Genomic DNA, 18,084 nt, shown 5'->3' with positions numbered 1-18,084 from the left:
ACAGGCCATGACTGATGGATCCGGCGCGGCCCGGGCGTCGACGGCCGACGAGGCCGACACCTCGCCGGTCCGCTTCTGCCCGTACTGCGGTGCGCCGCTGGACGTGCAGGCCTTCGTACAGGAGTACTGGACGGCAGACGCGCGCCGCTTCCACGTCTGGTGCGACGACTGCGGGCACGTCTTCGACATCGAGGCGACCGAGCGCGTGACGACGCACGAGCCGGCCCACTAGTGCGGGCTGGACGGGTGGCGCGGGCGTGACGACCGCTTCCGCACGCCAGCCGGTCAGGCTCGGCGTCGTCGGGCTCGGCGCGGCAGGTGCGGCCGTGCTGCCGTTCGCGGAGCGGCACCCCGAGATCGTGATCGTCGCGGGCGCCGACCCGGATGCCGCGGCCCGCTCCCGCTTCGCCAGCACCGGACCAGCGGCGTTCGGCACTGTCGACGAACTCGTGCGGTGTCCGGACGTGGAGGCCGTCTACGTTGCAAGTCCGACCGAGCTGCATCCCGAGCACGTCCGGCTGGCGCTGACCGGCGGCAAGCACGTCGTCGTCGAGAAGCCGATGGCGCCCTCGTTGGCGGCTGCCGAGGCGATGGTGAACCAGGCGAGGGAGGCCGACCGGCTGATCCTCGTCGGCCACTCGCAGAGCTTCGAGGCGCCGGTGCGCGCCATCCGCGCCGTCGTCGAGTCAGGTGTCCTCGGTGCGCTGACCAGCATCAACTGCTGGTACTTCACCGACTGGATGTACCGCCCCCGGCATCCGGACGAGCTGGACATGTCCAAGGGCGGCGGGGTGCCCTTCCGGCAGGCTGCCCACCACATGGACATCGTCCGCTATCTCGGCGGCGGAATGCTGGTCGGCCTGCGCGGTCGGACCGGGTGCTGGGACCGGTCCCGTCGCGCGGACGGCGCCTACACGGCCTATCTCGAGTTCGAGGACGGCACCCCGGCCACCGCCGTCTACAGCGGCTACGACCACTTCCCGAGCCACGAGTTGACCTTCGGCCTCGGCGAGACCGGCCAGCCGATGGGAACGGAGTACGCGGTGGCGCGCCGGCGTCTGGACGGCCTCGACGCCGACGGGGAGCTCGCGCTCAAGCGGGGAGCCGGTGGCGCCAGCCGCCAGGCCGAGATCCTGTCCGGTGGCGAGCACCAGCCGTTCTTCGGGCTCGTCCTGGTCAGCTGCGAGCGCGGGGACCTGCGGGTCGCACCCGACGGGCTCCTGGTGTACGGCGACGCCAGCCGCGAACAGATCCCGCTCACGGACCTGCCGGTCGGCCGGCACGCGCTGCTCACCGAACTCGTCGACGCCGTCCGCGGTACGGCTCCGGCGACGCACGACGGTGCCTGGGGGCTGGCGAACCTCGAGGTCTGCGAGGCGCTGCTCACCTCCTCGGCGAAGCGGCAGGAGGTCGCGCTGACCCTCCAGGTCCCCCTCCCGCCGCAGCCCGAGCTTCCACAGGTCGTGGCGCACGCCGCACGTGCGGCGGGCGCACGACCGCTGACCCCCACCATCCCAGAGAGAGGATGACGCGGTGACGGATCCGGTGGAGCACCCGCTCGGCCAGGCACTCACCCTGCTGGTCCAGCAGGTGAGTTGGGAGGCACACAACGTCATCTCGCTGCGGCTGGTGGATCCCAGTGGCGCCGATCTGCCCCCCTGGCGTCCGGGCGCGCACCTCAACGTGAAGACGCCTTCCGGCCTGGTGCGCCAGTACTCGCTGTTCGGCGACGCCAGGGACCGCAGCAGCTACAGCGTCGCTGTGCTGCTCGCCGAGCCGGGCCGGGGAGGGTCGCGGGAGCTGCACAACAGCGTGCTCGTCGGCCGGACGATCCGGGTGCGCGGGCCGCGCAACCACTTCGCGCTGGAGGACGCGCCGCGCTACCTGTTTCTCGCCGGCGGCATCGGCATCACGCCGATCCTGGCGATGGTGCGTGAGGTCAGCCGCCGTGAGGTGCCGTGGCGGCTGGTGTACGGCGGGCGCAACCGCTCCTCGATGGCCTTCGTGCATGAGCTGCAGGCCATCGGCGGCGGCAACGTCGAGCTGGTGCCGCAGGAGGAGAAGGGACTGCTTGACCTCCAGGCGGTCCTGCGTGACACGCCACAGGACACGGCCGTCTACTGCTGCGGCCCCGAGGGCATGATCCGCGCAGCCGAGGAGCACTGCACAGCACTGCTGCCGGCCGGAGCCCTGCGGATCGAGCGGTTCGGCGCGCCGAAGAGCACGGCCAGGACGGCGGCGGCCGGACCCGCGGAGCCGGTCAGCGGCGGGTTCGAGGTCGAGCTGCGGCGTACGGGGGCCGTCCTGCCGGTCCCGCCGGACCGCACGCTGCTGGACGTCGTGCGCGAGGCGGTGCCCGACGTGCTGTTCTCCTGCGAGGACGGCTTCTGCGGCAGCTGCGAGACCAAGGTGCTGGAGGGGGTGCCGGAGCACCACGACTCGATCCTGACCCCGAAGGAGCAGGAGAAGGGCAACACGATGATGATCTGCGTGGGCCGCTCGAAGTCCTCGCGGCTCGTCCTCGACCTGTAGCTGCGGCCGGTTCCTGCTGCCTCAGCTGACCGGTCCGCTCCCACGTGCCCGCAGCTGTCGTGAGATCGCCAGACTCGCGGTCCGCACGGCAGAGGCGACCCGGCCGGTGTCGAGCCGGTTCGACCAGCCGGCGATCGACACAGCGGCGAGTGCGCTTCCGTCGGCCGCGACCACCGGGCAGGCGACGCACACCACCCCCGGCGTCGACTCCTCGCGCTCGAAGGCGACACCGCTGCGCCGGATGTCGCCGAGCTCGCGGTGCAGCAGCGCCGGCAGCGCGATGGTGTACGGGGTCAGGCGGGTCAGCCCGCCGGACAGCACCGCCTCGACCGTGGACACAGGTGAGAACGCCAGCAGCGCCTTGCCCACCGCGGTGCAGTAGGTCGGCATCCGCCCACCCACCCGGGACGGCAGGGCCGGTCCACCCTTGCCGGTGAGCTTTTCCAGGTAGACGACCTCGGGTGCATCCACCTCCTCCAGCACTGCCAGATGCACCGTCTCGTGGGTGGCCTCGTGCAGGTCGTTCAGGTACGGCAGCGCCGCCTCGCGCAGGCTGCGCTGACGCGGCGCGAGCTGGCCCAGCTCGAACAGCCGCATACCCAGATGCACCCCGGCAGGACCCGGCTCGACCATGCCCCACCGACCCAGCTCGCCGACCAGGCGATGCACCGTCGCCTTGGGGATGCCGGTGCGCCGGGACAGCTCGGCCAGACTCAGGTCGGCATCGTGCGGGGTGAAGGCGTGCAGCAGCGACAGCGCCCGGCCGAGAACCGAGTTTTCCCCGTCGTCTCGCTGAATGGAACGCATCGTGCGTCATCCTCGGTCAACCCGTGCCAGCATGCAACCTCCGAACCAGCGGGGAGTGTTCATGGATGTGCAGGACCGCCACGACGCGGCCGAGCTGCTGCTCGCCGTCTACGGCAGCCGGCAGCCTGTCCCGCCGCTGACGGAGACCTACCCAGCGCTCGATCTCGAGGACGCCTACGCCATCCAGCAGCTGCAGGTCGATGCCTGGACCGCTGCCGGGCGGGTGCTCCAGGGCCACAAGGTCGGCCTGACCTCGGCGGCGATGCAGCGCCAGATGCAGGTCGACCAGCCCGACTACGGGGTGCTGCGCGACGACATGTTCTACGTCGAGCACGCGCCGATCGACCTGGCCGCGTTCGTTGCACCGCGGGTCGAGCCCGAGATCGCCTTCGTCCTGCGTCGTGACCTGTCCGGTCCTGGTGTGACGTTGGCCGCAGCCGCGGCCGCGGTGGATTTCGTGCTCCCGGCACTCGAGATCATCGATTCGCGGATCCGTGACTGGCGCATCAGCATCGGCGACACGATCGCCGACAACGCCTCCTCCGGGGGGCTCGTGCTCGGCAGCCGGCCCGTGCGCCTCGGTGACGTGGACCTGAGACTGGCCGGCTGCAACCTGTTCGGCAACGGGGACCTCGCCGCCACCGGTGCGGGTGGTGCGGTACTCGGTTCGCCGCTGGTCTCGCTGGCCTGGCTGGCGAACACCGTCGGGGCGCACGGCGTGTCCCTGCGGGCCGGGCAGGTCGTCCTGCCCGGCTCGGTCACGGCGGCCGAGCCGGTGGCGGCGGGCGACACCTGGACGGCAACCTTCGGCGGCGTCGGAACGGTGACCGCACGATTCGAGAGGAACACGGCATGAGCAAGGTCTTGGCGGCGATCGTCGGCCCAGGCAACATCGGGACCGATCTGCTGGCGAAGCTGCAGCGGTCCGAGCGGGTCGAGGTGGCCTACATGGTCGGTGTCGACCCGGCCTCGGACGGCTTGGAGAAGGCCCGCGCAAAAGGCGTCGAGGCGTCGGCCGGCGGCGTGGACTGGCTGCTGTCGCGCCCGGACCTGCCGCAGATCGTCTTCGAGGCCACGAGCGCCAAGGCGCACCTGGCCAACGCGCCGCGATACGCCGAGGCCGGTCTCCAGGCCGTCGACCTCACGCCCGCGATGATCGGTCCGCTGGTCTGCCCCCCGGTCAACCTCGAGGAGCACCTGGACGCACCGAACGTCAACATGATCACCTGCGGTGGCCAGGCGACCATCCCGATCGTGCACGCCGTCTCCCGCGTGGTGCCTGTCTCCTACGCCGAGATCGTGGCGTCCATCGCCTCGCGGTCGGCCGGACCGGGCACCCGCGCCAACATCGACGAGTTCACCGACACCACGTCGCACGCGATCGAGGTGGTCGGCGGGGCTGAGCGCGGCAAGGCGGTCATCATCCTCAACCCGGTGGAGCCGCCGATGATCATGCGGGACACCGTCTTCTGCGCCATTCCGGCCGATGCCGACCACGACGCCGTCACCGCCTCGATCGTGAAGATGGTCGAGTCCGTGCAGCAGTACGTCCCGGGCTACTCGCTGCGGGCGGAACCGCAGTACGACGAGCCGCGCGAGAGCTGGGGCAACCGCGCGCGGGTCGCGGTCTTCCTCGAGGTGCGCGGCAACGGCGACTACCTGCCGGAGTACGCCGGCAACCTCGACATCATGACCGCCGCCGCCGCTCGCGTCGGTGAGCAGCTGGCCCAGGCGAAGCTGGTGCGCGCATGACCGCCGCCAGCACGGAGGGTGTCCTGCCGGACGTGCGGATCACCGACTCCACGCTGCGCGACGGGTCGCACGCCATGGCCCACCAGTTCACCGAGGAGCAGGTGCGGGCGACCGTCGCCGCGCTCGACGGCGCAGGGGTGCAGGTCGTCGAGGTCTCCCACGGGGACGGCCTCGGCGGTTCGTCCTTCAATTACGGCTTCTCTCGGCAGAGCGAGATCGAGCTCATCGCCGCTGCGGTGGACGAGGCTCGGCAGGCGCGTATCGCGGTCCTGCTGCTTCCGGGGCTCGGCACGGTGGAGGACCTGAAGCAGGCTCATGGAGTGGGTGCCTCGGTCGCCCGTGTCGCGACGCACTGCACCGAGGCCGATGTCTCGATCCAGCACTTCGCGGCCGCCCGTGAGCTCGGCATGGAGACGGTCGGCTTCCTGATGCTGGCGCACCGGACCCCGCCCGAGAGCCTTGCGCGGCAGGCCCGGATCATGGCTGACGCCGGGGCACAGTGCGTCTACGTCGTCGACTCCGCCGGCGCCCTGGTCCTGGGCGACGCACAGGCGCGGGTCGCCGCGCTGGTGCGCGAGCTCGGCGACGAGGTGCAGGTCGGCTTCCACGGGCACCAGAACCTCTCGCTCGGGATTGCCAACTCCGTGCTCGCCTACGAGACCGGTGCCAAGCAGATCGACGGCGCGCTGTGTGCCCTCGGTGCCGGAGCCGGCAACTCCCCGACGGAGGTGCTGGCTGCCGTGTTCGACCGGCTCGGCGTCGCCACCGGCGTGGACGCGCAGGCAGCGGCGGCGGCGGCGGAGGACGTGGTGCGTCCCTACATCCCACGGCTGCCGTGGATGGACCGGGCGTCGATCGTGCAGGGCTACGCCGGGGTCTACTCCAGCTTCCTGCTGCACGCCGAGCGCGCCTCCGCACGCTACGGCGTGCCGGCGCACGAGATCCTGCAGCGGGTGGGCGAGGCCGGCTACGTCGGCGGCCAGGAGGACATGATCATCGACATCGCGCTGCAGCTGGCCCAGGAGAAGGAGCGGCAGCCGGCCGCGGCGGGCGCACGGTGAGCGGCTGGGACATCGCGCGGGCGGCGAGCGCACTGCTCGAGGCGGAGGACACCCACACCGAACGCGAGCCGATCACGGACGACTGGCCGGAGCTCGACCTGGCCACCGCCTACCGGATACAGGACGAGACGCTCGCGCGCCGGCTCGCCCGGGGCGAAACCCTGGTCGGCGTCAAGCTGGGCCTGACCTCGCGGGCCAAGCAGGAGCGGATGGGCGTCGCCTCGCCGCTGACGGCGTGGCTCACCGACGCGATGGTGCTGCCGGCCGGCGCGCCGGTACCGAGGTCCCGCCTGATCCACCCACGGGCCGAGCCCGAGATCGTCTTCGTGCTGGGGGAGCGGCTGAGCGGGCCGGGCGTGACGGCCGCCTCCGCGATGCGCGCGGTGGAGTCGGTCTACGGCGGCATCGAGATCATCGACTCGCGGTACACCGACTTCCGCTTCACGCTGCCGGACGTCGTTGCCGACAACGCCTCCTCCGGCGGCTATCTCACGGGTCCCGTCGGCGTGTCGCCGCAGGGCCTGGACCTCTCGCTCGAGGGATGCCTGGTGGAGGTGGACGGCCGCGTCGTCGACTCCGCGACGGGGGCAGCAGTGCAGGGTCACCCGGCCGAGGCGTTGGCGCTGGCGGCCAACTCGCTGGCCGTGCGCGGCCTGGCCCTCGAGCCCGGCTGGATCGTCCTCACCGGCGGCATGACCGACGCCGTCCCCGTGCAGCCGGGCTGCCGGGTGGCCGTCCACTTCACCCATCTCGGCTCGCTCGTCGTCAACGGAGGCTGACCGTGCCACTCGTCGAAGTCACTCTGGTCGAGGGCCGATCGCCCGACCAGCTGCGCACGCTGATCTCGAGGCTCACCGACGCCGTCGAGTCCTCCCTCGATGCCGGGCGGGAGAGCGTGCGGGTGGTGCTCCGCGAGGTCCCGGCAACGCACTGGGCCGCGGGAGACGTCACGATCGCCGAGCGCAGGAAGCGATGAGCATGCCGTTCCTCCCGCACGTCATCGACGGGCAGGACGTCGAGTCGGCGAGCGGCGCCCGCTTCGACTCCGTGGACCCGTGGACGCGTGAGGCCTGGGCGCAGGTCGCCCTGGGCGGGGCCGAGGAGGCTGCAGTGGCGGTGTCAGCGGCCCGGCGTGCCTTCGACGAGGGGCCCTGGCCGAGGATGGGCTACGCCGGGCGCGGCGCCGTGCTGCACCGGCTTGCCGACCTGATCGTGGAGCACGCCGACGAGCTGGGCATGGCCGACACCCGTGACATGGGCAAGCCGATCAGCGACAGTCGCGGCAAGGACGTGCAGCGCTCGGCGATGAACTTCCGCTTCTTCGCCGACCACGCCCGGCTCGCGGCGGGCGAGGCGCTGCCGATGGACAGCGGCCACCACGCCTACACCCGGTTCGAGGCGGCCGGGGTCGTGGCCGCGATCGCCCCCTGGAACTTCCCGCTGATGCTGGAGACCTGGAAGATCGCGCCGGCGCTGGCGTGGGGCAACACCGTGGTGCTGAAGCCCGCAGAGGACACACCGGCATCGGCCACGCTGCTCGCCCGGCTGGCCCTCGAGGCGGGCATGCCGCCAGGCGTGCTCAACGTTGTGCACGGCTTCGGTCCGGACTCGGCCGGCCAGGCGCTGACGGAGGACCCACGGGTCGACCGGATCACGTTCACCGGGGAGTCCGGCACCGGCCGGATCATCGCGCGAGCCGCGGCCGCGAACCTGACTCCGGTCAGCCTGGAGCTGGGCGGCAAGGGCGCGAATCTGGTCTTCGCTGACGCCGACCTCGAGACCGCGGTGCGCTGGTCGGTCGCGGCCATCTTCTCCAACGCCGGCCAGGTGTGCCTGGCCGGCAGCCGGCTCTACGTGCAGCGCGGGGTCTACGACGAGTTCCTGGAGCGGTTCGTCACGGCAGCCGGCGCGCTGCGCCTCGGTGACCCGAAGGACCCGGCGACCCAGCTCGGGCCGCTGGCGTCGGAGGAGCACTACAAGAAGGTGCGCTCCTACGTCGACGGGATCGAGGCCGACGGCGGCCGCATCGTCGCCGGCGGGCTCGACGACGGATGGGTGGTCCGGCCGACCATCGTCGCCGACGCCCCGACGACCGCCCGCGTCTGCCGCGAGGAGGTCTTCGGCCCAGTTGTCGTGGTGCAGCCGTTCGACACCGAGGCCGAAGCCGTCGCGGCGGCCAACGACACGCCGTACGGCCTGAACGCCATGCTGTTCACCGAGAACCTCTCCCGGGCACACCGGGTCTCTGCTGCGCTCGAGGCCGGCACCGTGTGGACCAACTGTTTCTTCGTCCGCGACCTGCGGGCGCCCTTCGGCGGCGTCGGCGACTCGGGCATCGGCCGCGAGGGCGGCAACTTCAGCCGGGAGTTCTTCACCGAGCCGAAGGCGGTGGTCATGGCCATCGACCAGGCCGGCTGACCCTCAGCCTGTCGACAGGCCGGTACGCAGGCTGCGCGTCGCCTCGAGGGGTGCGCCCGGCAGCTTCGCCGCCAGCTCCGCGAGTGGCATGACATCGGCATACTTGTGGTGCAGGTCGAACAGGCTCATCGCGTGGCTCAGCGGGCTGCGGTCGAAGACCGCGTCCTCGACGACGACGACATGGAAACCGTGCGAGAACGCGTCGACGGCCGTCGCGCGCACGCAGCCGCTGGTCGTCTCGCCGCAGATCACGAGGGTGCCGATGCCCCTGTCGTGCAGGTGCGCGGCCAGCGACGTCTCGAAGAACACGCTCGCGCGGCTCTTGTGGACGATGAGATCCTCGGAGGAGGGGGCGAAGTCGGGGTGGAGCGCGACGTCGCCCGCATCGCGCTCGCTGGCGGGCCGGTGTGTCGCCGCCGCCGCCGTTCCGGCGTCGGCGGTGGCTTGGGTGCTGTAGATGATGTCGCTTCCGTGCGCACGCAGCAGCGCGAACAGGTCCCGCAGCACGGGCTTGGCCCGCCAGGCGTGGATGCCACAGGAGCGCGGGTTGCTGCGGACGGCCTCGGCAAGAGGCGTCGGACCATCGGGGAACACGCCGCGGAACAGGTCGACGGCGAGCAACGCGACCGGTCCCGCCCCCAGGTGCGTCTCGCGGCGGTAGACGCGGTAGACGTCCAGCGTCTCCTGCGGGACGATGTCGCGCCAGTAGTGGTCCTCGAAGGGATCGAGCGGTTCTCCCATCGGGTTCAGCCCTGCGGGTCGTTCTCGAGCGACACGAGCAGCGACAGGTCGAGGTCCGGGACGGAGTGGGTCAGCCCGCCCATGGAGAAGTAGTCGACGCCGGTGTCGGCGACGGCCTGCGCGTTCTCCCAGGTGATGTTTCCGCTCGCCTCCAGTGCAGGGCGTCGTTGCTCCGGCATCTGCGAGATCCCAGTGGCCGCCTCGCGCATCTGCTCGAGGGACATGTTGTCGAGCAGGATCAGTGGGATGCCCGCCTGCGCGGTCGCCAAGGCATCCTCGACCGTCGAGACCTCGACCTCCACGAGCTGCCGCTCGAGCACGCCCATCAGCACCGTCAGGGCGGCCGGCAGCCCACCGGCCGCGGCGATGTGGTTCTCCTTGACCAGGCACATGTCGTGCAGCCCCGTGCGGTGGGACCAGCCTCCTCCGGCGCGCACGGCCGACTTGTCGAACATCCGAAGCGTCGGCGTCGTCTTGCGCGTGTCGAGCACGCGGGTCCCGGTGTGAGCGACCTCGTCCACCACTGCCCGGGTCACCGTCGCGGTGCCGGACATTCGGCGCAGGAAGTTGAGCGCCGTGCGCTCTGCCTGCAGGATCGCGCGGAGGTCGCCCCGCACGCGCAGCACCTGGTCGCCACGCGCCACGGCGGATCCCTCGGCACGCGGCAGGCTGACGGACAGGTCGCCGTCCTGGTGGTGGAAGCACGCGGCTGCGACGTCCAGCCCGGCCACGACACCCTGGGACTTCGCCACGACGACCGCCTCACCGGCGACGCCGACGGGCAACAGGGTGTCCGTCGCCAGGTCGCCCGAGCCGATGTCTTCCTGCAACGCCTGACGGACGCGTTCGCCGACCAGTGCCGGGTCCAGGACGATCTCGCGCGAGAAGAACTCCGCCACCCGCTCTCGAGGGGTCATGCCCTGGTGTTCCTCTCGCGTCATGCTCCGCGTTCGTGTCGAGCGGTTCGGGGAGCCGGTAGGCAGGCAAAATCTAGCCCACCGCTCGTGCCGGGTCGGAGGCTGTGGCGAGGCCGGGCGAACGACTCCACGTCTTCCGATCGTGCCGGGGACCAACGACACCCCGCCGAGGCGGCCGCCCCAGCGTGGTCCAGGCTCCCCGACACTACTTTTAGCCGTGGACAGTCCAGCGCTAAAGTTGTAACCTGCGCCACATCAGTCCGAGGACGCAGGCACCCGGGGGGTTCCGTTGGCACCTTCGCTCGCCAGCTACACAGAGGACCTGGACAAGCTGCTCACCCGCGACTGGCGGATGCTGATCGGCGGGAAGTTCGTCGAGGCGGCCGACGGCCAGACGATGCAGACCCACTCGCCCTACGACGGGAAGCTGCTGGCCGAGGTACCGTCGGCCGGAGCGGCGGACGTCGACGTAGCGGTACAGGCGGCGCAGGCGGCCTTCCCTGCCTGGCGCGACACGCCGCTGACGCAGCGTGTGGCCGCGGTGCGCCGCTTCGCGACGCTGCTGCGCGAGCACGCCCCGACCCTCGGCCTGCTGGACGCGGCCGACGTCGGCAACCCGGTGACGGCGATGATCGGCGACATCGCCCTGGCAGCCGGCTGGCTGGACTACCAGGCGGGTGTGGCCTTCGAGGTGAAGGGCTCCACGCTGCCGTCGATGAGCCGCAGCTGGTTGATGACGCGTCGCGACCCCTACGGAGTCGTCGGCCGCATCGTCGCCTACAACCACCCGATCCTGTTCGCGGCCGGCAAGGTCGGCGCCCCCGTCGTCATGGGGAACACGCTCGTCCTGAAGCTGCCGGACCAGGCCCCCCTTTCCGGGCTGTACATGGCTGATCTCGTGCAGGAGGCCTTCCCCCCGGGCGTCGTCAACATCGTGACCGGGACCGGCGCCGTCACCGGCGATGCCCTGGTCCGCCACCCCGACGTCAAACGCATCGCGCTCATCGGCAGCGTCCCCACCGGGCAGCGGATCCAGCAGGCGGCCGCCGAGGTCGCCGTCAAGCACGTCAGTCTCGAGCTCGGCGGCAAGAACCCGATGATCATCTGTCCGGATGCCGATCTCGACGCGGTCGTCGAAGGGGCGGCGTTCGGGATGAACTGCCACTGGTGCCAGGGGCAATCCTGCGGCTCCACGACCCGCCTCTTCCTGCACGAGGACGTGCACGACGAGGTCCTCGACCGCTTGGTCGCCCGACTCCACGAGATCAGGATCGGTCACCCCCTCGAGCCGTCGACCGAGATGGGTTGCCTGGTCTCACAGGCGCAGTTCGACAAGGTGATGCACTACATCGAGGCGGGCAGACAGGACGGCGCCCGGCTCGTCACCGGCGGCGGGCGACCCGCGGATCCGGCACTGCAGGAGGGCTTCTTCGTCGAGCCGACCGTCTTCGCCGACGTCGACATGAGCATGCGGATCGCCTGCGAGGAGATCTTCGGTCCGGTGCTGTCGGTGCTGCGGTGGCGCGACCTGGACGACGTCATCGAGCAGGCCAACTGCCTGCCCTTCGGGTTGACCGGATCGGTGTGGACGAAGGACATCGAGACGGCACTGACGGTGGCCGATCGGCTGGACACCGGCTACGTGTGGGTCAACGGCTCGGGCAGCCACTTCCTCGGTGCGCCGTTCTCGGGTCACAAGAACAGCGGAACCGACTCCGAGGAAGGCATCCAGGAGCTGGAGAGCTACACCCAGCTCAAGACGGTGAACATCACCGTCCGCTGATCCGGATCCCTTCCCAAGCGACGACTGGAGGCCAGGCATGAGCATGCCGGCGGAGACCTGTGCGGCCGTCCTGGTCGACTACGACAAGCCGCTCGAGGTCCGGACGCTCCCGATCCCTGACCTCGAGCCGAAGGCCGCGCTGGTGCGGGTCGCGGCGAGCACGATGTGCGGTACCGACGTGCACATCTTCCACGGGGACTACGCCAAGGCCGGCCTGTCCAAGCTGCCGCTCGTGCCCGGTCACGAGATCGTCGGGCGGGTCGTCGCGCTCGGCTCGGACCGCAAGGTCGATGCCCTGAACCGGCCGCTGGCCGAGGGCGACCTGGTCGCCTGGGCCTACGCCTGGTGCGGCACCTGCTACTGGTGCACGATCGCCAAGCAGCCGACCGCGTGCGAGAACGCCCGGATGTACGGGTGGGGTCCGGCCGACCAGCCGCCGTACATCACCGGCGGCTACTCCGAATATGCCTACATCATGCCGCAGTGCAGCATCGTCAAGATTCCTGAGGGACTCGACCCGGCCGTGGCGGCCTCGGCCACCTGCGCCTTCCGCACCATCATCCACGGCTACGAGAAGATCGGCCGGATCGAGACAACGGACACGGTGGTCATCCAGGGCAGCGGCCCTGTCGGGCTCTATGCCCTGGCCTACGCGATCCAGTCCGGTGCCCGGCAGACCATCATGGTGGGTGCCCCCACAGCCCGGTTGGACATCGCGAAGAAGTGGGGAGCCGATGTCCTGTTCGACGTCCAGAACAGCAACGTCGTCGGCCGGCGCGAGCAGATCCTGGATCTCACCGAGGGCCGCGGAGCCGATCTGGTCGTCGAGTGCAGCGGGGCCGGCGTCGCCTTCACCGAGGGCCTGGACATGCTCCGGCGCGGCGGCCGCTACCTCGTCATCGGCGCCTCGGAACCGAGCCCCGTCCCGGTGCATCCCACCTACTTCAACCTGCGACAGCTCACCGTCGCCGGGACGATGAGCGGAGACGTCTCGCACTACTACCGCGCGCTGAGCTTCCTGCACGACCACCAGGACCGGTTCTCCTTCGCGGACCTGCTCGGCTCCCGCTATTCACTCGATCAGGTCGGGGACGCCCTCGGCGCCATGGAGTCCTCGCGCGAGATGAAGCCCGTGATCCTGCCCTGAGCCCCGCGCGGCGCCGACTCCCCCGACACCGGTCCGGTGTCACCGCCAGTCCTGCATCTGATCATCCACGCCGACAGAGGAGTACCCCGTGTCCTACGTGATCGGAATCGACGTCGGAGGGACCTTCACCGACGCGTTCGCCGCCGACGACAACGGCCAGATCTTCTCCGCGAAAGTCCCGTCGAGCCCGCCGGACTTCTCGCGAGGTGTGCTCGGCTCCCTGGACGCTCTCGCCGAGAACGTCGGCGTCCAGGTGTCGGACCTGCTCCGTGACACCGCCTACATCTGCCACGGGACGACGTCGGCGCTGAACGCCCTGGTCACCGGCGACGTCGCCGAGGTCGGCTTCATCACCACGCAGGGTCACCGCGACTCGATCTACATCATGAACCTGGAGGGACGCTACGCCGGCCTGGGCCCCGAGGAGATCCAGAACATCACGGCGACCCGCAAGCCGACGCCGCTCATCCCGAAGCGGCGCGTCAAGGAGGTCGCCGAGCGGGTCGACTACAAGGGCTCGGTGATCGTCCCACTGGACGAGTCCGGGACGCGACGCGCCATCGAGGAGCTGCTCGCCGACGGCGTCGAGGCAGTCGCCGTGTCGCTGCTCTGGTCGTTCCGCTACCCGCAGCACGAGCAGCGGGTCCGGGAGCTGGTGCACGAGATCGCCCCGGACCTGTACGTCGGCCTGTCCAGTGAGATCAGCCCGCGCATCCGCGAGTACCCGCGCAGCGCGACGACGGTGATGAGCACACAGATCGGGCCGCCACTGCGGGACTACCTGGAGCCGCTGTCGAAGGACCTGACCGAACGCGGCCTGCGCGGGCCGCTGCTCGTGATGCAGGGCTCCGGCGGCACCGTGTCGGCTGCCGAGGCCCCTGCCTACGGCATCACGACGATCGGCTCGGTCCTCACCGGGGGTGTCATCGGCGCCCGCACGCTCGGCCGGCAGCTCGGACACGACAACATCATCTCTACCGACGTCGGCGGCACGACGTTCCTCGTCGGGCTGATCGTCGACGGAGAGCCGGTATTCAGCTCGACGACGACGCTGAACCAGTACCAGCTCAACGTCCCGATGATGAAGGTTGCCACGATCGGCAGTGGCGGTGGCGCGATCGCCTGGCTGGACGACGGTGGCAACCTGCGGGTCGGGCCGCGCAGCGCCGGAGCGCTTCCCGGGCCGGCCTGCTACGGCCTCGGCGGCACCGAGCCCACCGTGTCCGACGCCAACCTGCTGCTCGGCATCCTCAACCCCGACTTCTTTCTCGGCGGCGACAAGAAGCTCGACATCGAGCACGCCAGGCAAGCCCTGCAGACCAGGATCGGGGACCCACTCGGGCTCACGGCGGAGGAGGCGGCCGCGGCCGTCTATGCCATCCAGAACTCGCAGACCGCGGACCTCGTCCGTACCGTTGTCGTTGGCGCCGGGCACGACCCGCGCGACTTCGTCATGTACGCCTTCGGTGGCGCCGGGCCGGTGCACTGTGCAGCGTACGGCGCGGACCTGGGCGTCAAGGAGATCCTCGTCCCGCTCGGACAGACTGCGGCGGTGTTCTCTGCCTACGGGCTTGCCACCTCCGATGTCGTGCTGTCGGTGGAGCTGTCGGACCCGGCGAACTTCCCGCTGGCGGCCGAGACCGTCCAGGCCAACTTCCAACAGCTCGAGGAGGAGGTCCGGCGCCGCCTGGCGGCGCAGGGGGTCGAGTACAACGACATCTCGATCGTCCGCGAGGCCGACGTCCGCTACACGATGCAGATCTTCGAGGTCGCCACGCCTGTCACCGACGGACCTGTCGACGACGCGGCTGTCGCGAAGCTGGCCGACGACTTCGAGGAGCGCTACGCGGGCTTGTTCGGAAAGGGCACCGGCTTTCGTGAGGCCGGCCTGCAGGTCATCACGTATCGGGTGTTCGGCACCGGGCGGCTGCCCTTCAAGCCCGACCTGCCGAGCATGCCCGACAGCGGTGCTCCGGGTGAGCCACCGGTCAAGGAGCGTCGCCGGGCGATGCTGGACGTGCGCGTCGGATGGCAGGACGTGCCGGCCTACGACTACCGGGTCCTGACACGCGGCAGCACCTTGACCGGCCCGGCCATCGTCGAAGCGCCCACCACGACCGTGGTCGTCCCGCCCGGGACCTCGGCCGCCGTCGACTCCCTCGGCAACCTCGTCCTCCGCTACCAGTAGGAGCTCACATGCCGTTCATGCCGGTCGCCGGCTCCGAGGTCTTCTCGAGCCGGATCCGCACCCGGGAGCAGCTCGCCCAGGGCATCCCGAAGACCCTGTCCATGCACGAGGCCACGGTGGAGTCCGTGGACAGCATCGACGCGCTGTCCTACGAGGTGATCCGGCACCGGCTGTGGGCCATCACGGACCTCATGGGTCAGGCCATGAAGCGGATGTCGGGCTCACTGGTGGTCACCGACTGCAACGACTTCGACGTCGCGATCACCGACGAGTTCGGTGACATCGTCCAGGTCGGTCCCTACAACACCGAGCTTGCCGCGTCGACCGACCTGGCCATCAAGTGGATCCTGGAGAACCGGGCGGTCAACCCGGGCATCCGCGAAGGCGACATGTTCCTCACCAACGACCCCTGGGTCGGTGGTGGACTGCACCAGAACGACGTGGCGGTCCTGGCGCCGCTCTTCCACGACGGCAAGCTCTTCGCCTGGACCGCCGCCGTCGCGCACCAGGCGGACCTCGGCGGCGTCTCGCCGGGCAGCTGGACGCCGCGTGCGGAGGACATCTTCTGGGAGTCCTTGCCGACACCGCCGGTCAAGATCGTGGAGAACGGCGAGATCCGCCGGGACGTCGAGGACGTCTACCTGCGCCGCTCCCGCGTGCCCAAGATGGTGGCGCTGGACCTGCGCGCGAAGATCGGCGCGAACGCTGTGGGCCACGAGCGGATCCGAGAGCTGGTGGAGAAGTACACCGCCGACGTCGTCAAGGCGGCGATGTCCAAGCAACTCGACGACGCCGAGTCCCGCCTGCGCGTCAAGCTGGAGAAGATCGAGGACGGCTCCTGGACCGCGATCAACTACCAGGAGCAGTCGATGAAGGACGACCGGGGCCTGCACCCGATCGTCTGCACCCTCACCAAGACCGGCAGCGAGCTGCTGTTCGACTTCACCGGAACCGGTCCGCAGTCCGGCATGATCAACTGCACGTTCAGTGGCCTGTACGGCGGGGTGCTGTCGGCCGTGCTGCCGATCCTGTGCGGCGACATCCCCTGGGCCGCAGGTGGTCTGCGTCGGTGCATCACGCTGAAGAGCGAGCCGGGCACCCTGAACGACGCGACCTTCCCGGCCGCGGTCGGCAAGGGTTCCGTCGCCTCGGCCTGGGCCACCATGAACGCCGCGACGGAGTGCCTGTCGAAGATGCTGGACACCTCGGTCGAGCTCAAGGACCAGGTGATGTCGGTCTGCTGCGGCACCTGGCAGCTGTGCGTCATGGCCGGGCTGGACCAGCGGGAGCAGCCCTTCGCGACCATGTTGACCGACTCGATGGGTGGCGGCTTCGGCGCCGGCATCGATCATGACGGCGTCGACACCGGGGGGCTGCAGCTCATCCCGATGGGCAAGATGCCCGACGTGGAGATGAACGAGTTCATGCTCCCGATGCTCTACCTGTGGCGACGCGAGGAGATCGACACCGGCGGCCCCGGACAGTTCCGCGGCGGCGTGACCGGGTCGCTGTGCTTCGTCCCGCACGACACGCCTGCGCCGATGATGCAGGTCATCTCCGGCGCGGGGAAGGCCGTCTCGCAGAACGTCGGTCTGGCCGGCGGCTACCCCGGGAGTACCCAGGTCGACATCGCTGTCCGGGCGGCCAACGTCGACGCGCTGTTCTCCTCCGGCGTCATCCCGTCCTCGCTCGAGCAGATCGACGGCGACGTACAGATCCTGGCCTGTGAGGACGAGGCCCTGCTGTCGCCGGGGGACGTGCACTACATGTCGTGGCAGTCCGGCGGCGGCTATGGCGACCCGCTGCTGCGGGACCCGGACCGCGTTGCGCACGACGTCGCGGAGTTCCGGGTCAGTCCGGAGGCCGCCGGGGCGATCTACGGGGTGGCCCTCGACGGCGCCAGCGGCCAGCCGGACCCGGCCGCCACCGACCAGCTGCGTGCGGAGATGAAGCAGATCCGGCGTGACCGAGCCCGGAAGGCGGTAGCCCGATGACCAGTGCCTCACCCCGCGTCAACGCCAACGTCGCCCGGTCCGGCGAGAGGCTGTCCTGCGCGCACTGCCAGCAGCAGCTCGAGGGTACGGCGAGCGACTATCTGACGCGGCTGCCGTGGTACGAGGGGCCGGTCGCCGACGTCGGGCCGCACGTCTTCGCAGACGCCCAGGTCTACATCGATGCACCGGTGGTCTTCCGGCAGTTCTACTGTCCGGGCTGCTACACCGCCCTGCACACCGAGGTCGTCCCGGGCAACCACGCGGAATGGCTGGCCGGCTCGGCGGGCGCCACCCCGCAGTGACCCGCGGGCGGAGGCGGTGGATTCCGGCCTCCGCCGGGGGTCACCGGCGGGCGAGGTTCACGCAGCGGGTCCGTAGCGGATGGTCGTGACGAGGACCGTGCCCGGCTCGGTACCGTCGTTGCAGATGGCGTGCGGATCGCCTGGCTCGAACAGGACCGCCTGCAGCGGCTGCAGGCGCAGCGGCTCCGCGCCGGTGTCGAAGCGGAACTCGCCGGCGAGCACGACGTAGAGCTGAGCCGCGTCCTCGTGCGTGTGCAGCTCCTTGCCGCTGCCGGGCGGCAGCTGGCTGCACTGGACCTGCACGTTGCGACCGGTCGCCCAGTCGACGACGTTGGAGACTTGCAGCTCGCCGTAGTGGCCGGGCGGATGGAACCAGGTGGCGTCTGCGCTCGCCCACACCTTCATCTGCTCACTCCTTGGCGCTGGAAAAGGTTCGGCGATG

The 18,084-nt window shown here is 70.4% G+C and carries 18 protein-coding genes; 14 read left to right on the top strand and 4 right to left on the bottom strand.

Annotated elements, in window-relative coordinates; all coding sequences use genetic code 11:
* The first annotated feature begins 7 nt into the window (after positions 1 to 7).
* Genes WD794_01360 through WD794_01350 form a run of 3 tightly spaced genes read left to right on the top strand, consistent with a single transcriptional unit; the run spans position 8 to position 2,532 of the window.
* Positions 8 to 232, top strand: a complete 225-nt coding sequence (locus WD794_01360; protein MEX2288960.1) for a hypothetical protein — start codon at positions 8 to 10, stop codon at positions 230 to 232.
* A gap of 25 nt (positions 233 to 257) precedes the next feature.
* Complete coding sequence (locus WD794_01355) at positions 258 to 1,529, top strand: Gfo/Idh/MocA family oxidoreductase (GenBank protein MEX2288959.1); 1,272 nt, start codon at positions 258 to 260, stop codon at positions 1,527 to 1,529.
* Positions 1,530 to 1,533: 4 nt separating this feature from the next.
* A complete protein-coding gene (locus tag WD794_01350; protein ID MEX2288958.1) occupies positions 1,534 to 2,532 on the top strand; it encodes a PDR/VanB family oxidoreductase in 999 nt (332 codons plus the stop codon).
* 21 nt (positions 2,533 to 2,553) lie between these two features.
* Here WD794_01350 and WD794_01345 read toward each other — a convergent pair whose 3' ends face one another.
* Positions 2,554 to 3,339: an IclR family transcriptional regulator gene (locus WD794_01345; protein ID MEX2288957.1), complete on the bottom strand. Its 786-nt coding sequence runs from the start codon at positions 3,337 to 3,339 to the stop codon at positions 2,554 to 2,556.
* Between the two features lie 61 nt (positions 3,340 to 3,400).
* Between WD794_01345 and WD794_01340 the strand changes: the two genes are divergently transcribed.
* The 6 genes from WD794_01340 to WD794_01315 are packed head-to-tail and all read left to right on the top strand — an operon-like array spanning position 3,401 to position 8,570.
* Positions 3,401 to 4,195, top strand: a complete 795-nt coding sequence (locus WD794_01340) for a 2-keto-4-pentenoate hydratase (GenBank protein MEX2288956.1) — start codon at positions 3,401 to 3,403, stop codon at positions 4,193 to 4,195.
* A complete protein-coding gene (locus WD794_01335; GenBank protein MEX2288955.1) occupies positions 4,192 to 5,091 on the top strand; it encodes an acetaldehyde dehydrogenase (acetylating) in 900 nt (299 codons plus the stop codon). Before WD794_01340 ends, WD794_01335 begins: the two co-directional genes overlap by 4 nt.
* Complete coding sequence (gene dmpG / locus WD794_01330; protein ID MEX2288954.1) at positions 5,088 to 6,152, top strand: 4-hydroxy-2-oxovalerate aldolase; 1,065 nt, start codon at positions 5,088 to 5,090, stop codon at positions 6,150 to 6,152. Before WD794_01335 ends, dmpG begins: the two co-directional genes overlap by 4 nt.
* On the top strand, positions 6,149 to 6,931 hold the full coding sequence (locus tag WD794_01325; GenBank protein ID MEX2288953.1) for a fumarylacetoacetate hydrolase family protein: 783 nt from the start codon (positions 6,149 to 6,151) through the stop codon (positions 6,929 to 6,931). Before dmpG ends, WD794_01325 begins: the two co-directional genes overlap by 4 nt.
* Before the next feature lie 2 nt (positions 6,932 to 6,933).
* Positions 6,934 to 7,128, top strand: a complete 195-nt coding sequence (locus tag WD794_01320) for a tautomerase family protein (protein MEX2288952.1) — start codon at positions 6,934 to 6,936, stop codon at positions 7,126 to 7,128.
* Entirely contained in the window at positions 7,125 to 8,570 is a 1,446-nt protein-coding gene (locus tag WD794_01315) for an aldehyde dehydrogenase (GenBank protein MEX2288951.1), read from the top strand. Before WD794_01320 ends, WD794_01315 begins: the two co-directional genes overlap by 4 nt.
* 3 nt (positions 8,571 to 8,573) lie before the next feature.
* Here WD794_01315 and WD794_01310 read toward each other — a convergent pair whose 3' ends face one another.
* Positions 8,574 to 9,311, bottom strand: coding sequence for an isochorismatase family protein (locus WD794_01310; protein MEX2288950.1), 738 nt, complete (start codon positions 9,309 to 9,311; stop codon positions 8,574 to 8,576).
* 5 nt (positions 9,312 to 9,316) lie between these two features.
* Positions 9,317 to 10,228, bottom strand: coding sequence for a carboxylating nicotinate-nucleotide diphosphorylase (gene nadC / locus WD794_01305; GenBank protein MEX2288949.1), 912 nt, complete (start codon positions 10,226 to 10,228; stop codon positions 9,317 to 9,319).
* 289 nt (positions 10,229 to 10,517) lie between these two features.
* On the opposite strand from nadC, the gene WD794_01300 reads away from it, so the two are divergent.
* From WD794_01300 to WD794_01280, 5 genes are all read left to right on the top strand, one after another.
* On the top strand, positions 10,518 to 12,011 hold the full coding sequence (locus WD794_01300) for an aldehyde dehydrogenase family protein (GenBank protein ID MEX2288948.1): 1,494 nt from the start codon (positions 10,518 to 10,520) through the stop codon (positions 12,009 to 12,011).
* A gap of 37 nt (positions 12,012 to 12,048) precedes the next feature.
* Complete coding sequence (locus tag WD794_01295; GenBank protein MEX2288947.1) at positions 12,049 to 13,158, top strand: zinc-binding dehydrogenase; 1,110 nt, start codon at positions 12,049 to 12,051, stop codon at positions 13,156 to 13,158.
* An 88-nt stretch (positions 13,159 to 13,246) separates the two neighbouring features.
* Positions 13,247 to 15,346, top strand: coding sequence for a hydantoinase/oxoprolinase family protein (locus WD794_01290; protein ID MEX2288946.1), 2,100 nt, complete (start codon positions 13,247 to 13,249; stop codon positions 15,344 to 15,346).
* An 8-nt stretch (positions 15,347 to 15,354) separates the two neighbouring features.
* The gene (locus WD794_01285; GenBank protein MEX2288945.1) at positions 15,355 to 17,340 is read left to right on the top strand and encodes a hydantoinase B/oxoprolinase family protein; all 1,986 of its coding nucleotides are present in this window, start codon (positions 15,355 to 15,357) and stop codon (positions 17,338 to 17,340) included.
* Positions 17,337 to 17,642, top strand: a complete 306-nt coding sequence (locus WD794_01280; protein MEX2288944.1) for a hypothetical protein — start codon at positions 17,337 to 17,339, stop codon at positions 17,640 to 17,642. The genes WD794_01285 and WD794_01280 overlap by 4 nt, the downstream gene beginning before the upstream one ends.
* A 57-nt stretch (positions 17,643 to 17,699) precedes the next feature.
* Here the strand turns inward: WD794_01280 and WD794_01275 are convergent, their stop codons facing one another.
* Complete coding sequence (locus tag WD794_01275; protein MEX2288943.1) at positions 17,700 to 18,047, bottom strand: cupin domain-containing protein; 348 nt, start codon at positions 18,045 to 18,047, stop codon at positions 17,700 to 17,702.
* Between the last annotated feature and the right edge of the window lie 37 nt (positions 18,048 to 18,084).

The sequence above is a fragment of the Mycobacteriales bacterium genome, assembly GCA_040902655.1.
Taxonomy (GTDB): Bacteria; Actinomycetota; Actinomycetes; order Mycobacteriales; family SCTD01; genus SCTD01.
This window is presented reverse-complemented; position numbering and strand designations above follow the sequence as displayed.